The sequence below is a fragment of the Mesobacillus jeotgali genome, from assembly GCF_031759225.1.
Classification (GTDB): domain Bacteria; phylum Bacillota; class Bacilli; order Bacillales; family Cytobacillaceae; genus Mesobacillus; species Mesobacillus jeotgali_B.
On sequence record NZ_CP134494.1, the window covers coordinates 1,778,873 to 1,794,316 of the forward strand.

At 42.0% G+C, this 15,444-nt stretch carries 15 protein-coding genes; 13 read left to right on the forward strand and 2 right to left on the reverse strand.

Going from position 1 to position 15,444, the window contains the following annotated elements:
- The first annotated feature begins 73 nt into the window (after positions 1-73).
- From RH061_RS08760 to RH061_RS08775, 4 genes are all read left to right on the forward strand, one after another.
- Entirely contained in the window at positions 74-2,269 is a 2,196-nt protein-coding gene (locus tag RH061_RS08760; RefSeq protein ID WP_311075446.1) for a molybdopterin-containing oxidoreductase family protein, read from the forward strand.
- On the forward strand, positions 2,269-2,805 hold the full coding sequence (locus RH061_RS08765) for a 4Fe-4S dicluster domain-containing protein (RefSeq protein ID WP_041966653.1): 537 nt from the start codon (positions 2,269-2,271) through the stop codon (positions 2,803-2,805). Before RH061_RS08760 ends, RH061_RS08765 begins: the two co-directional genes overlap by 1 nt.
- A 5-nt stretch (positions 2,806-2,810) precedes the next feature.
- Positions 2,811-3,707, forward strand: coding sequence for an NrfD/PsrC family molybdoenzyme membrane anchor subunit (gene nrfD / locus RH061_RS08770; RefSeq protein ID WP_311075448.1), 897 nt, complete (start codon positions 2,811-2,813; stop codon positions 3,705-3,707).
- Positions 3,708-4,206: 499 nt separating this feature from the next.
- The gene (locus RH061_RS08775) at positions 4,207-4,644 is read left to right on the forward strand and encodes a hypothetical protein (RefSeq protein WP_311075450.1); all 438 of its coding nucleotides are present in this window, start codon (positions 4,207-4,209) and stop codon (positions 4,642-4,644) included.
- A gap of 74 nt (positions 4,645-4,718) precedes the next feature.
- On the opposite strand, the gene RH061_RS08780 is transcribed toward RH061_RS08775, so the two are convergent.
- Positions 4,719-6,173, reverse strand: coding sequence for an aldehyde dehydrogenase family protein (locus RH061_RS08780; protein ID WP_311075451.1), 1,455 nt, complete (start codon positions 6,171-6,173; stop codon positions 4,719-4,721).
- Between the two features lie 206 nt (positions 6,174-6,379).
- Here RH061_RS08780 and RH061_RS08785 point away from each other — a divergent pair, with 206 nt between their 5' ends.
- The 4 genes from RH061_RS08785 (at position 6,380) to RH061_RS08800 (ending at position 8,158) form a co-directional block, all read left to right on the forward strand.
- Positions 6,380-6,838: an NUDIX domain-containing protein gene (locus tag RH061_RS08785; RefSeq protein WP_311075453.1), complete on the forward strand. Its 459-nt coding sequence runs from the start codon at positions 6,380-6,382 to the stop codon at positions 6,836-6,838.
- Positions 6,839-7,009: 171 nt separating this feature from the next.
- Positions 7,010-7,153, forward strand: a complete 144-nt coding sequence (locus RH061_RS08790; protein ID WP_311075455.1) for a hypothetical protein — start codon at positions 7,010-7,012, stop codon at positions 7,151-7,153.
- A 27-nt stretch (positions 7,154-7,180) separates the two neighbouring features.
- Positions 7,181-7,510 carry a hypothetical protein gene (locus tag RH061_RS08795; RefSeq protein ID WP_311075456.1) on the forward strand — a complete coding sequence of 110 codons (330 nt, stop codon included), beginning with the start codon at positions 7,181-7,183 and terminating at the stop codon, positions 7,508-7,510.
- A gap of 150 nt (positions 7,511-7,660) precedes the next feature.
- Positions 7,661-8,158 carry a GNAT family N-acetyltransferase gene (locus RH061_RS08800; RefSeq protein ID WP_311075458.1) on the forward strand — a complete coding sequence of 166 codons (498 nt, stop codon included), beginning with the start codon at positions 7,661-7,663 and terminating at the stop codon, positions 8,156-8,158.
- Between the two features lie 131 nt (positions 8,159-8,289).
- Here the strand turns inward: RH061_RS08800 and RH061_RS08805 are convergent, their stop codons facing one another.
- Positions 8,290-9,747, reverse strand: coding sequence for an IS1182 family transposase (locus tag RH061_RS08805; RefSeq protein ID WP_311070855.1), 1,458 nt, complete (start codon positions 9,745-9,747; stop codon positions 8,290-8,292).
- A 436-nt stretch (positions 9,748-10,183) separates the two neighbouring features.
- On the opposite strand from RH061_RS08805, the gene RH061_RS08810 reads away from it, so the two are divergent.
- From RH061_RS08810 to RH061_RS08830, 5 genes are all read left to right on the forward strand, one after another.
- The gene (locus RH061_RS08810; RefSeq protein ID WP_311075459.1) at positions 10,184-11,206 is read left to right on the forward strand and encodes a sensor histidine kinase; all 1,023 of its coding nucleotides are present in this window, start codon (positions 10,184-10,186) and stop codon (positions 11,204-11,206) included.
- Positions 11,203-11,829, forward strand: coding sequence for a response regulator (locus tag RH061_RS08815; protein ID WP_311075460.1), 627 nt, complete (start codon positions 11,203-11,205; stop codon positions 11,827-11,829). Before RH061_RS08810 ends, RH061_RS08815 begins: the two co-directional genes overlap by 4 nt.
- A gap of 204 nt (positions 11,830-12,033) precedes the next feature.
- Entirely contained in the window at positions 12,034-12,975 is a 942-nt protein-coding gene (locus RH061_RS08820) for an ABC transporter ATP-binding protein (protein WP_311075462.1), read from the forward strand.
- A gap of 14 nt (positions 12,976-12,989) precedes the next feature.
- Positions 12,990-14,171 carry an ABC transporter permease gene (locus tag RH061_RS08825; protein ID WP_311075464.1) on the forward strand — a complete coding sequence of 394 codons (1,182 nt, stop codon included), beginning with the start codon at positions 12,990-12,992 and terminating at the stop codon, positions 14,169-14,171.
- Entirely contained in the window at positions 14,164-15,294 is a 1,131-nt protein-coding gene (locus RH061_RS08830; protein WP_311075466.1) for an ABC transporter permease, read from the forward strand. The genes RH061_RS08825 and RH061_RS08830 overlap by 8 nt, the downstream gene beginning before the upstream one ends.
- Positions 15,295-15,444 lie beyond the last annotated feature (150 nt).

Below are 15,444 nucleotides of genomic sequence, written 5' to 3' on the forward strand. Positions count from 1 at the left end.
TTGTCTTGAACATACTTAAAGGCATATAACCAAAATGTTTTATCGTTCGGGAGTAAAAGGAGGGCAAGTTAAAATGGTAGAGACAAAACTATCACGTCGTGGATTTATCAAGGCTTCTGCTGCTACTGCTGCTTTGGCATCTGCAGGAACAGTAGGCTTTAATGAATGGTCCAAGAATTATGTAAAAGCAGGAGCAAACGCAGTAGTCAAGGAGATTCCTAGTACATGTAATGCATGTTCCAGTAAATGTGGGATGATTGGCCATGTCAAAAACGGCCGTTTATGGAAACTGACAGGGCATCCTGATCATCCTTATTCGAAAGGAAAGCTTTGTGCCAGAGGGCATGGTTACGCTACTGTTGTTTATTCAAAGGATAGGCTGACACAGCCTTTAAAAAGGATTGGTGAAAAGAAGTTCGAGCCGATCTCTTGGGAACAAGCTTACAGGGAAATTGCAGAAAAGTTAAACAAGATTATAAAAGCGCATGGTCCACAATCTGTGGCACTAACCGAGGATCCTCGTGCTTCAGGGAAATTCTATTCCCCTCGTTTTATCAATGCGCTTGGATCTGCCAACTATTATACACACCATGTAGTATGCTCTAATGCAAGGGATGCCGGTTTCCTTCACACAGTAGGCGTAACGGCAACGAGTGCAGATATCAGTAATGCAAAATACATTATGTTCATCGGCAGAAGCTATGGAGACGGAATTAGACCAAGCTCCGTACAATCATTGGCATCTGCGAAAGACAATGGAGCCAAGATTGTCATTGTCGATCCCCGTTTGAACAATACAGGTAATCTTGCGACAGAGTGGCTGGCAATACGACCAGGCACTGACTTGGCTCTTGTGCTGGCTATGTCACATGTTTTGATTAAAGAAAATCTTCACGATATGGAATTCATTAAAAACTTTACAGTGGGTTTTGAGGAATATGCGCAAGAACTGAAAAAATACACACCAGAATGGGCAGAGGGTATCACAGGTATCCCTGCAGACGCGATCACACGTATTGCCACTGACATGGGGAAAGCCAAACCGAAGGCACTGATTGAGCAATCGTGGAGAGGAGCCTTCGGATGCAACTATGAGAATAGTACAGAAACCGGGCGTGCAGTAGCAATGTTCAATGCTTTGCTAGGAAACTACCAGCAAAAAGGAGGAAGCATTTTTGGCGGAAAACCAACGCTAGGAAAACTGGATAAGGCAAAACATCCAAGTCCAAAGGAACCAGAAGTTCCAAAAGCTGGTTCCAAGGAATTCCCTATTGCTTATCCAGAGAATGGTGTTGCAACAATTGTGGCAAAAGAAGCACTGGAAGGCAAGATGAAAGCTGCCATCTATTATCATTCTAATGCTGCGCTTGGGTATGGAAACCCTAAAGTAATGAAGGAAGCTCTTTCTAAGATGGATCTTGTTGTGGCGATAGATGTGCAAATGTCTGAAACAGCGCAACTGGCACATTATGTACTTCCGGAAGTTACGTATATCGAACGCGATGAAGTAATTGAAGGGTTATCCGGAAAGGTGCCCGGAATCGCACTTCGCCAGCAAATGGTAGATAAGGTACATCCGGAAACAAAACCAATTCATGAAATCTATACTGAGTTAGCTAAAGCTTGCGGAGTAGGTCAGTATTTCAATTTTACCCTTGATGAATTGAATGAAACGATGCTCGCACCGACAGGTATAACGTACAAACAGCTTAGGGAAAAAGGAACAATCATGTTCCCGAACGAGGAAATTACAATTGGGGAATTGCCGAAATTAAAGACTCCTTCAGGAAAAGTTGAATTTTACAGTGAAACGTATAAAGCAGCTGGCTTCAAGCCGATTGTCGAATGGATTGAGCCGAAGGTCAGCCCTGCTGATGATTCCTTCCGTTTGATTACAGGTAAACAGGCGATTCACAGTCATACTCAGACTGCGAACATACCAATCTTGATGCAGATTACTAAGGATTATGATTTAGAGAGAATCTGGATCAACCCAGTCCGTGCAAAAGCGCTGGGAATCAAGGATGGCGATATGGTTGAGTTGAAATCAAGTGAAGCAACCAGCAAGATAAGGGTTAAAGTTACTGAAAGAATCCATCCAGAGGCAATTTTTGTCCCAAGTCATTATGGCATTACGTCTAAAGACTTGAAGACTGGTTACGGTGTTGGCTTTGGATATATGGAACATGTCCCTTTTGATTTTGAAAAATGGAGTGGATCGGGAAATATCCACGAAGTAATCGTGAAGGTTAGGAAGGTGAATGGCTGATGGCACGGTATGGAATGGTAATTGACACAAGGAAATGCGTCGGCTGTTATGCTTGCCGGGTAAGCTGCCAGATGCAGAATGAGCTTCCGGTAGAAGAATCTTATATTAAGTTTTATGAAAAGGAAACAGGGGTTTTCCCAAACGTCAAGAATGAAATCATCCCTGTACAATGCCAGCACTGTGAGGATGCACCATGTGTAAGTGTCTGCCCGACCAAGGCAACCTACACGACAAAAGAAGGCATCGTTCTAGTTGACGCAGATAAGTGTATCGGCTGCAAGTATTGCATGGTGGCATGCCATTATGGCGCGAGAACACAGGATCATAATACAGGAGTTGTTGAGAAGTGCCGCTTCTGCGCCGAGTTGGTCGCAGAAGGTAAGCAGCCGGCCTGTGTCAGCACATGCATAAGCAACGCCAGGATATTTGGTGATCTTGATGATCCGAATAGCGAAGTTTCTAAAGCAATCGTGAAAATGAATGCCCAGCCGTTAAGGCCGGACCTAGGAAAGGCAAAAATCTATTACGTGAGGTGATTATAATGGTTTGGGGAACAATTATCGCTGCCTATTTATTCCTTGCTGGACTAAGTGCCGGTGCGTTTTTAACATCTTCCTATGCAGCAAGGAGGTATCCTGAGGCAAAGACAGTCAGGTTTGTCGGAAGGTTAATCAGCCCCATCCTGATGGGGATAGGTCTATTGCTTCTTATTGTCGATGCAGAAGCAGGTCTTAAGGATCCTTTGCGGTTCATCTATTTGTTTACAAATTTCAGTTCTGTCATGACAATCGGTACTTATTTCATCAGCTTTTTCATGATGGCTGCAGCCTATATCGCCTTGATGGAATTGCTGAAAAAAGATACAAGCAAAATTGTGGAGTATGTCGGCATCATATTTGCAGTAGCAACAGCCATTTACACTGGCTTCCTGATTGGTGTCATCGGGGCTGTGCCACTATGGAATACAGCAATCTTGCCAATCCTGTTCGTCGTGTCTGCGTTTTCAACTGGTATTGCCGGCACTATGCTGGTGTCAGCCATAATGGATAAAAAGGTGGTCCATATGGTAATGTCCATCAAAAAAATCCACTTAACATTATTGGTTGCCGAAGTATTGCTGATTTTCACAATGTTCCTGATTACTTCATCAACGAATGAATCTGCTGCACAATCTGTATCCATGATCCTTTCAGGAGAGTACAGCATTTTATTCTGGCTGGGACTGGTTGTTGTAGGGTTGATCGTACCAATTGCAATCGAGGCTCTGGAATTATGGAATTCAAAAAAACTTCACCACACACCGGCAGGATTGGAAGTAGCGGCTTCAGGCTCACACGGAATCGCCGCAACTATGATCACTGAAAGTGCCGTACTGGCAGGCGGTTTCATTCTCCGCTACTTGTTGCTTGCAGCAGCAGTTCCGGTAATATTCTTATAAGTAAATGGAAAGAAGACCTGGACAATGTCCAGGTCTTTAAGCATTGATAGCATTATCTCGTTTTCTTTTTTTCTTTTTAATGAAGTTAATTATCTGCAAAATTATATTGCTGAAAATAAGCAGAGAAAATGGCCAGAAAAAGTATGGACTTTTCTGATTGATCCAGTCTAGCTTAAAATAGCTCTCAATTGCAGAAAATATAAAAATAACCATAAAAATATTACGTGTAAAGGTTTCTGATTTTTCTAACATAACAGTTTTCCTTTCCAATAATTTACTATAGTAATTCTATAAAATTTAGCGAAATCCTCTGACTATCATGTCTATAATGAGCGAGAAGGGATGTACATTATGAATTTTCCAGCTGTGGATTTTACGCCGAGTGTTACTGAAGGTATGCAATATAAACATATTTTAAAAGAGTGAGTACTTAAAAGAAGGTAGACAAGGCAAGTTTAGAGAATTATATTTTCAACGTTCGTGTAAAAGAGGGATGTATGTGGAGATACATTTTACAATAGCATGGAGCTCAGAAGAGGGGCCCAGTGCCTTTCCGCTTCCCGATGATTATGAGTATTGGAGAGCTTTAGTCCCGCATTTTTTGAATAAAACAGATTCTATAGAGATTCATTGCTGGAATGAAGAGCAGGAAGCGATCAAGGAAATTCAATCTGAACTTGATTGTTCTGTTCATGTTGGTGACAACATGACTATTTTTAAAGGCAGTAATGTTCAAACCTTACCAGATATTCTGTTGAATAAGTATGAAATGAAAAATAAGTTCAAATGGTTTACCGTTAATCTTATTCGCCATGGAGAAATCATTTTTCATTCTGGCCACTGGGCTACGGAGTTTGCTGTCACCGCAGAAAATGCCGAAGAAGCTGCTTGGGTCCAGTCGGTAACACCAAAGGATACAGAATTTTTCTTTTATTGACTGTCTTATCAAAACTCGATTGCCTTCACTAAAAAAGCTGAACCTCATTTAATCAAGGTTCAGCTTTAAGTATGTTAAAATGGATATTTGCGCGGGTTGGTCTGTGCGGAAATCCATTGTACAGTCGTAAATTCTTCCAGCGACCATTCACCGCCGAACCTTCCAAGACCTGAATCCTTTTCGCCGCCAAATGCTACGAGCGGTTCGTCGTTTACGCTTTGGTCATTAACATGGACCATTCCGGATTGGATTTGCTTGGCTACTTCGACACCTTTTTCAACAGATCCTGCGTGCACGCCTCCACTAAGTCCGAATGATGTGTCATTGGCGACAGTAATGGCTTCTTCTTCACTTTCGACAGGAATGATTGTTACAACTGGGCCGAACATCTCGTTTTTCGCTGTTGCAACATCATTGCTCCCGGTTAGCACGTAGGGGGTCATCAGAGTGCCATTTGCTGATCCTTCCAACACCACTTTAGCTCCTTCGGATTTCGCCTTCTCGATCTCGCCAAGAATGCGATCGACTGCCCCGCGGTTGATCAATGGACCGATTAGCGTATCAGGCTCACTCGGATCCCCAGCTTTCAGGCTTTTCGTCTTTTCCACAAACCTTTCAACGAATTCATCATAGAGGTCCTTGTGGACTATCAACCGGTTTACTGCCATGCAAATTTGCCCGTTGTGCATGAATTTACCGAAGATGGCGGAATTTATCGCATGCTCGATATTCGCATCCTTTAGGACGACAAGTGCATTGTTTCCGCCAAGCTCCAAGGCGACCTTCTTTATGTTCTTGCCACAAAGGGCGCCGATATGCCGCCCTACACCGGTGGATCCTGTAAACGAAATCATCCGTGGAATAGGGTTCTCTACGAATGAATCACCAATTTCACCAATGTCGGCTACAGTTACATTAAGCAAGCCTTTTGGCAGACCTGCTTCTTCAAAAATTTTCGCTATAACAGTACCGCCACTCATAGCCGTCTGCTCATCCGGCTTTAAAACGACTCCATTTCCAACGGCAAGGGCTGGTGCAACAGAACGCATGGATAAATACATAGGAAAGTTAAAAGGACTGATGACACCAACGACACCAAGTGGTTTGCGGTACACGCGGTTTTCCTTGCCTGGAACGAGGGAAGGCACCATCTTGCCGTCCATTCTTAAAGGAAATGATGCTGACTCTCTTGTAATGGCGATGCAGAAATCTACCTCCACATTCGCTTTGATATGGGTAGAGCCTGATTCGGCTACTAGTAGCTCAACCAGTTCTTTTCTTCTTTCTGACATAATGCGGACAGCATTTTCCATGATCGTAGAACGCTCGAATGGATTGACGTTCTCCCATTCTTTCTGCGCTTTCCTGGCAGAAGCATACGCTTCTTCAATATCCTCAATGCCAGCCATCTTGAATTCTGCGAGAACTTCTTCATTATACGGGTTAGTATCCATATAGTTGCTCTGGCCAGTGCCATCCCGCCATTCACCATTAATATATTGTTTATTCAAATCTTTATACTGTTCCATAATCTCACTCCTAGTAATATCAAGTCTCAATATTTTTACCCTTGAAAAATAACTTTAAAAGTAATCAGACAAAAAGGAAGGAGATTCTTAAAAAAACACGAAAAGTAAAGTATTGAAAAATATTCCATATTTTAAGTTCGATTTATAATATATACATTTTTTGTTTTCACAATGATGATAACTTTTTAGAATGAAGGGATGCAAAAATGATAACGTTCGGTGAAATAAAATCAGGTATAAGCTATACATGGCGGCCAGGTGTGTATGGAATCATATTAAAGAAAGAGGAAAATTTGGTTGCATTAATCGATACGGGTGCCGGAAAATATTTTCTTCCAGGCGGTGGAATAGAAGAAAATGAAAGTCATGAGGAGTGTCTAATACGAGAAGGCAAAGAAGAAATGGGAAAGCTTCTTGAACTCGGTGAATGGATCGGCAAAGCACAACAATATTTTTACTCTAAGAAGGATTCAGCATATTATCAAGTTCAAGGGGATTTTTATTTTGCCAAGATAGTTGGTGACACGGAAGAACCTACTGAGCCTGACCATTATCTCAGGTGGCTTGAAACTGGGGAAGCTGTGAGTAAGATATTTCATGACCATCAGCGCTGGGCCCTTCAAAAGGCCTTGGCTATGATTGAAAATAAGGAACAGCGCATTTAGACTGAATTTGTCTATTATTGTTGGGAAATAGCAAATGAACCAAAATACTCTTTCCTTTCTGGCCTTCTTAATGGTAATGTTAGCTTAATCACAATCCTCCTTATAAAATTTGTTTGACCATAGGTAAAAATGGGAAAATATTTCTTAGAACAGTAAATAATGAGGGAGATTATGATTAACAACTATGAATACCGGATCTTTTATGAAGAATTGAAGAGACTTTATAAAGAGTACCAGCGCTGTGAAGATGCCACTATAAAGAAATTTATATCGATGGACATCAAACTTTTAGAGAATGCGCTGGAAGCCATTTGATTAAGTAAATGAAGCAGGAGATTTTCTATGAATAAACAAAAATTAACCGATCCAGAATTCCTTACTTTTTGTGAGAACGCCATGCCAATTGAAGTAGTGGAAAAATTCACTGATAATAATATCCGCGGACTTGAGAATATTGCACTAAGGTCGATTTCAACCCGCAGCAAACTTCCGGCCAATGTAGTCAATCTTCTCGTTGCTTATTTTTACAGCCATTACGGAAAACAGGTATATAACCGCAATGACCTCGCCCGTTTATATGATTACTGGGCATCCAAGGATGTCAGGACCATGGCTCAGGCAACGGAAATGATCGATGAAGATATCGAGGCAGTTCTCAACACGTTGAAATGATATTATTACGTCAGAACAGGCTAACTTAAGCCTGTTTTTTTGTGAATTCTTACATCACATGTTCTAAGATACGAAATTGCCATTTTCCATGAAGGAATATCGCTGAAAATACCGAATTGTTTATTGAATAATTGGAAAGTGGGTGGGAATTTGCTTGAAACAGCAAACGTAAGACTTGCTGTCAGTGATGACGGACAGCGAATCATTAAGTTGCTTAAAACTATTGCGCAATGGATGCAGGGCCATGGCATCAATCAATGGCAATACTTACTAAGTGGTGGCGATGATAATGAAATTTTGGAAGCTGTAAAACACCAGGAAACATATATTGTCCAGTCAGATGAAGAATTAATCGCTACCTTCACCCTCTCGAATACCCAAAGTGAATGGGACAGACATATATTTGGTGAGTCAAATGAAGAAGACTCGGTCTATCTCCATAGGCTTGCTATTTTACCAAAACATATGGGCAAAGGTTTGGGAAAAGAAATATTGCAATGGATTGAGCAAAATTATTCAACTGACAAGAACTACCTTAAATTAGACTGTGTTGCTGACAACAGCAAATTGAATCAATTTTATTTGGCAAATGGATTTCTATACCTCGGTGAAACAGACCAACACAGTAAATATCAAAAAAAGTTGTAAGGCCCTTATCAGGCCACTGAAAATCTGCCGATTTTTTAGATTTTCATGATAACCAAACAAAAAAGCCGATCCAACTCCATATTTTTGGAATTGAATCGGCTTTTTTTCCAGTTTCTTGTCCCCTTTGGCCTCTATTGTTGCCCTTTCAGTTTTAAAATTCTTTTTAAATTGACCGTGAAAATGGCCATGGCGCCTTGCATTTCCATGCCAATTAGACCCGAGGATGTGGCTACATCATACCCGTGTCTGTGTTTCAACTCGCTATTCTTCGCTTCAATCTTATAGCGCTCCTTGGACTTCTGCTTAAAGTATTCACTTTCCTGAAACTCTGCCTGGTCTAGGTGTTCAGTTGACTTCAAGGAAACAGAATACGTCTTACTTTTCGCACCTTCTTTATAACAGCCTTCCCTTAAGGGGCAACGCTTGCACTTATCAATATCAAAATAATAGGTATCTACCTGGTTCGTTCCAGTGTTTTTCTTTCCGGTTCGAGCCTTTCTGATTGCGAGGTGTCCTGCTTTACAGACATACATCCCAGCGTCCTTATTAAATTCGAATTCGTCTTCCTTTGAGCGGAATCCCTGGGTAACACTTGGATTCAATTTTGCGACCAAGTTTATTTTGTTTGTTTTACTGTACTTAATATTGTCTTTTTCTGAATACGCCGCATCGCCGATCACAGTCTCAACCTGTATACCTGCGTCTTCGCTTTTCTCAATAAGAGTTTGAAGTTGCTTGCCATCGTTTTTCTCGCCTGTCGTAATGACAGCTGCCGTTATGATTCGTTCCTCGCTCATTGCCAGGTGGGTCTTGTATCCAAAGAAAGAGGAATCTGCCGTCTTGTGTCCCACTTTCGCATCATGATCCTTTGAGCATTTGATCTGTTCAAGGTCATCTGCGACCGTCTCTTTCAATAAGTTAAGCTGTTCTTTTACTACCGGGTATTGAATCAGGGTCTCTTCCTTTTCAATCACTTCAATGAGTTTCTGTGAATAGGCAATTTCATCCTCCAACACATCAGTCTTTGTCTTGGAAGGAAATTTGGATTTCATGGATTCATCGATTTGGTAAATTGCCTTCCTTAGCTTCTTGGAACGCTCCATCAGAACTTCTTTCGGTTTCATCTGATTATAACGGGCTTTTGTATGAGTGGCATCGACAATAATGGATTTGCTTTTGATGATCTCTTTTTCTAAAGCAATCTCCACCGTTTTATTAATAAGCAGATCCAGGAGGTTAATATCCTTTAACCTCAATTTACGGAATTTGGTCAGGGAGCTCGGGTCTATAACTTCCTCTTCTGGAGTCATATCCAGAAAATATTTGAACGACATATCATACTTCGAACGATCAACAATATCCACGTCCGAAAGGTCATGGATGGTTTTTAATAATAGATATTTGAACATGCGAATGGGATCGATTGCGTTCCTGCCGTTATCAAGGCAATACTTATCCTTGAGCTCTTCATAAACAAAGGTAAAGTCAACCAGATCATTAATCTGACGCAACATATTATCCTTTGGCACGATAAGGTCATAGAGACCCATATAAGGACTTAGTTTGATTGATTGTTGCATTGACATCATTGGAACCACCCATTTCAGCTAAATTAATTCTATTATAAAATAAAAACCGCCCAAATCCCTTAAAAAAGTCAGGATTTGAACGGTTTATAGTTTGTCTAAATAAGGTTTAGTAGCACTAGGTTGATTGGAACGGAAGGTGCGTAGACTCCTGCGGGATCAGCGGGACAGGTGAGACCCCGCAGGCGCTTTAGCGCTGAGGAGGCTCACCGCACGCCCCGCGGAAAGCGAAGCAACCTGGAGTGGAAATCAACCGGTCCTATTTAACAAGCTATCCAGTGGGGACTTTTTCAGTGGCCTCGGCCCTTATAGGGTCTTTTTTTTTCGGATAAATAAAGCATAGATTTCACTTAATGTTAATAAACGTGGCGGGGTGACGGCAAGAAAAGGGGTTAAAATGGAGGTGCGAAGAAGGAATGTGTTAGTGAGGGATTAGTTCATGGAGATGCAAACTGAGTTTTTATCAGAGATTGTTGACCATCTGCCCGAGGGCATGATTGTTATGGATAAAAATCGGACAATTCATTACCTTAATGAAAAAGCTTTTGACATGACTGGCTGGAAGCTTGGAGAGACGGTGCCGTACTGTACCTATTGCCAGGAACGGGAAGTGGAAGAGAATGAAAATCGCTGTATTCTGACTACCGATGACCCGATTCCTTTTTTCAACTCTCATCTGGCAGTGTATGAAGGACTTGAAGAGTTTGAAATGTCATTGAAAAAGATGACTATATCGGAAGAGATATATTATGTGCTAAGGATCCGGCCGCCTGTACAGAATGAAAATAGTGAACGGGCCCGCTTTCATGAGCTGCTTGTTCAAGAAACGTTGCTGGCACAGGAGGCTGAGCGTAAAAGGATTGCCATGGAACTTCATGATCATATCGGCCAGAGTGTCTATAGCATTTTCCTTGGTCTCGAGGTTATCAAACAGAATATAAGCGTTGATAAATATCAAAATCATGTTACCAATATGGTCAATGTCATGGAAAAAACCCTTCAAGATATTAAACGCCTGACTAAAAGCCTCAGACCTGAAATCGTCTATGATATCGGTTTGGAAAAGTCCCTGGTGCAGGCCGTGAAGGACTGGAAAAAGCTGTACCAGATAGAAATTTTCCTGGATATGGATATAAATCGCGAGCATGATTTGGATCCTGAAAAAGAACTGCATCTATTCAGGATTATCCAGGAAAGTATCACAAATTCAGTCCGCCACGGAAAAGCCAATTATTTTTCGATTCATTTAAAAAGCAACTATCAATATATCTTTTTCCAATTATACGACAATGGTAATGGCTTTATTTCAGAGGGTTGCAAAACGAAAGGGCTCGGTCTGAAGCATATGTATGAACGCTGCAAAATGCTTGATGGCGACATCAAGTGGATCAGTAAAGAAGGCGGTCCAACTAGGGTGGAAGGGTTTGTATCTTTAATAAAAGCGGAGGGAGAGAGAATATGAACCTGATGATTATCGATGATCATGAAATCGTCCGTGACGGTTTAAGCATGCTGCTGCAGCAATCTTTTTGCATTGATGGCAGGATTTGTGCCTGCGATGGCTATGAAGCTGTTAAAGCTGCGGCTGAATTTCCCGCCGATCTCGTACTGCTTGACCTTTCAATGCCAGGCGGCCTGGACGGTATGACAACCCTGGAAAGGCTGCGGAAACTGCTTCCGGATGCCAAAATAGTCATTTTTTCGATGCATGATGATATCATGTATCAAAAGAAGGCTTATGAGGCAGGGGCAGACGGCTATTTAATCAAACAGCTGAAGCGGGACGATCTAATCCAATCGCTTGATAAAATTCTGGCCAACCAGAAAGTGTTCGATACACATATATGGGAAGATGATTCGGATGGTGACCAAGTCAATCTTGTCGACCTCCCGATCACAAAGCGTGAAAAGGAAGTTTTCATCCTGACTGTTAAAGGATATTCCCAAAAAGATATCGCTGAAAGGCTGGATATTTCAGTGAAGACCGTGGAAAACCATCGTCAAAAAATCGGTGAGAAGCTAGGTACCCATAAACGGTATGAATGGGTCGAAACAGCACGAAAATATAATGTATTCCAACCTTAGAGCAGGACAAACATGTCTTGCTTTTTTATATGGGCGAATTTTTCATTCTGTCACAAGAAAGCCATGGTCTCGGCATTTGCGGGTCCCAGGGTTAATCCATGAGAATCTTTTCTAAATATATTCATATATTTATTGGAATTTATTTCATGGAACAAAAGTTTCTGAGATAATTAAATTATGATAGGACGAAAGTAGGTGTTCTGAATGGAAGTCTTGGAAGTAGTGCAATTGACTAAGAGGTTTAAAGAGTTCGAAGCAGTCAAAGATGTTTCTTTTTCCGTAAAGAAGGGTGAATCATTTGGTCTTCTTGGACCCAATGGTGCAGGAAAGACGACCACGATCCAAATGATTTCAGGTTTATTCCCTCCGAGTTCAGGAGGTATTCGTATTGCAGGCATTGATATGGTCAGACAGCCAAAGCAGGGGCAAGGGCTTTTAGGGATTGTTCCGCAGGAGATTGCTCTCTACCAACAGATGAGTGCGAGGGAAAACCTGTCATTCTGGGGCAGAATGTATGGTTTAAGCGGCAGCCATTTGCAAGAAAGGATTAAAGAGGTGCTTGATATCATTGGTTTGACTGACCGGGCCGGGGAAAAAGTCGAGACGTTTTCCGGTGGAATGAAGAGAAGAGTAAACATAGGTGCTGCGATTTTACATAACCCGGAGTTACTGATTATGGATGAACCGACAGTTGGGATTGATCCTCAATCCCGTAGCCATATTCTTGATACGGTAAAAAGGCTAAATGCAGAAGGGATGACGGTCATCTATACAAGTCACTATATGGAGGAAGTTGAGTATCTTTGTGAAAAGATCGGCATTATGGATCAGGGAGAATTCATCGTATCAGGAACCATTTCAGAGTTAAGAGAGACAATCGGTGATCGCTCACGTATTGTCATGAACTTTTCCGGAGCAGCCAAGCTTGAGAACCTAAAAATGGCATTAGCTCCATCGATCCCTGAACATGATCTGTCAATAAATCATGATGAATTGGCGATTTTTCACAAAGAACCACAAAAAGTTCTTAGTGAATTGATTCAGACCGTCACGGGTGCCGGCTTTGAAATCACATCAGTAGAAGTCGTGGAACCGAACCTTGAGAGTGTGTTCCTCCATCTTACTGGCCGAAGTCTAAGGGATTAAAGGAGGGGATGGATATGGGGTTTTGGTGGCTGGCGTTAAAAGATACCATTCTCATGGCAAGGGACCGGAAAGCACTGCTGACACTCGTTCTCATGCCAATCTTATTGATCGGAATCCTTGGTGCAGCGTTTGGTAATATGATGGATGAAGAAGAAGCACCCTCCATAAAAAAATTCAAGGTCGGTATTGTTAACCATGATCAAGGTCAATTAGGGAGTGTGTTGTCTCAAGAGGTGTTCATGACAGGCCTTCCAGAGCTGATTTCTGCAAAGGAGATGACGGAAAAGGAGCTTGATGATCATTTGCAGCAGCAGGTAATTTCCGTAGGAATCATCATTCCCCAGGATTTTTCTGATCATATCATTTCGGGTGAAGAGTCTGATGTGCACGTCGTCTCCATTCCGTCGGCATCTATTCAATCATCGATCGTCGAGAATGTCGTGCTTCAATTCACTCAGGCAGCAGCTGTGAATGTAATAGCCATGGAGGTTGCTGGTCCAGCCGGCAACAGCGAAACTCTTCCTGCTATGTCGGCAGCTGATTATGACGTTGTCGAAGAAGTGGCGGTAGAACAAGATCAAAAACCAGTGGGGTCATTCCAGTATTATGCTGCTGGCATGGGTGTCATGTTTTTACTGATGACGGTTATTACCGGAGTAAGCGCAATGATTGATGAAAAGGAACAAGATGTATACAACCGTCTGCTGGTTACCAAACTGTCGAATCAGCAATACTTAATCGGCAAGTTTATTGGCTTACTGTTTATGTCGTCAATTCAATTTCTCATTATCATTCTTGGAACACATTATCTTTATCATGTCCGTTGGGGAGATTCTATCACAGGTGTCTTGATAGTCGGCTTTGCTTTTGTTTTTAGCGTGTCCGGGCTAGGGGTTCTCCTGGGTGCCCTTGTCAAAAAGGAGAAAACCTTCAATGCGGCCGGAATGCTGGCAACTCAAATAATGGCAGCTGTCGGCGGGAGCATGGTCCCCTTGTATATTTTTCCCGATTGGGTCAATACGGTCGTGAAAGTCCTTCCCAATGCCCTTGCCCTCCAAACATTCCTGGAGTTGATGTCAGGTGCAGGAGCGGGGAAAGTTTGGCTTGAAGCAAGCATTTTAATTGCAATTGGTCTTGGGTCACTCCTCATTGCGTTTTTATCGCTGTCGGCAAGAAGGAGGGCTTCGCATGCGTAAAGTTTTACCGATTGCATTCTTACATTTGAAAACTATGTTTAAAACGCCATCGGCAATTATTCTGATGTTTGTCATGCCGATTTTTTTCAGTATTATTTTTGGAGGGATTGGTTCTGAAGGAACATCAGGGGATAAACCGGTCGTGATGATGGCAGCAAAAAATGATGAAAGTAACAGCAGGATTATCGATTTAATGTCTTCAAACAGCCAGTATAAATGGCTTAAGGCGGATGAGAAAAAAGCTCGGGAAGCTGTCGAAAAACAAGAAGCCATGGCAGCGGTAATCATTACAGAATCAGTAGCAGAGAATCATGAACTGAAGAAGCCGCTTTTTCAAATAGTGGTTCAGAGGAAAACGCAGGAGTTTCTTGCACTAAGCAGTTATGTTGAAGGTGTTGGAAGGACTGTTACTTCAGCACTTGAAATGTCTCCCGGACAAGAACCTGCTGCTTTCAATGCTATACTCGAGAAAGCTTCAGCTCGTGAACCATTGGATATCAGCAGTGAAATCATCCAAAAAGAAGAATCAAAAACTGGTTCCGTCGGCATGCTGGCGATCGGCTTTACAATTATGTTCATGATGTTCGGAATTTCAGGAGCAGCCTCCGCCATTCTTGATGAAAAGGTCGGAGGAACATGGCAGCGCCTGCTTACCTCACCAACGACGAAAGCTCAGGTGATGACTGGTTATTTATTTTCCTATTTCTTGATGGGAGCAATCCAATTAACCGTCCTCATGATCGTTATGTACGTAATTTATGGTTCCATGTGGGGGAATTTATTCTATTTCATCCCATTTGCAGCACTGGTCATCATCACGATTGTCGGATTTGGCCTCATGATGGCAGGCATCGTAAAAACAAGACAGCAGGCAAGTGCATTGAGCGCTGTGTTAATTGTCAGCACCTGCATGCTGGGAGGAGTTTATTGGCCAATTGAGATAGTCCCTGAATTCATGCAGCAAATAGCCAAAGCGGTGCCTCAAAGCTGGATGATCACAGGATTCCGTGAAATCGTCAGTGGAAGCCTGTATCTCCCTGCGCTCCGTAATTCCACAGCAGTCTTGCTTGTATTCAGCCTCGTGTTCTTCACAATTGGCTTGAGAAGGATGAAATATGAGTGATGTTTACCAGTCCTTATTGAGGACTGGTAATTCTTTTTAATGGGATTCTATCGAAAATTATTTTTTGTCGAGTTATAATAGATATTTAGAATAAGAGTCGAAACATGATTCTTGGATTGACCGAATAAGAAAGAATAGACTAATTGGGTA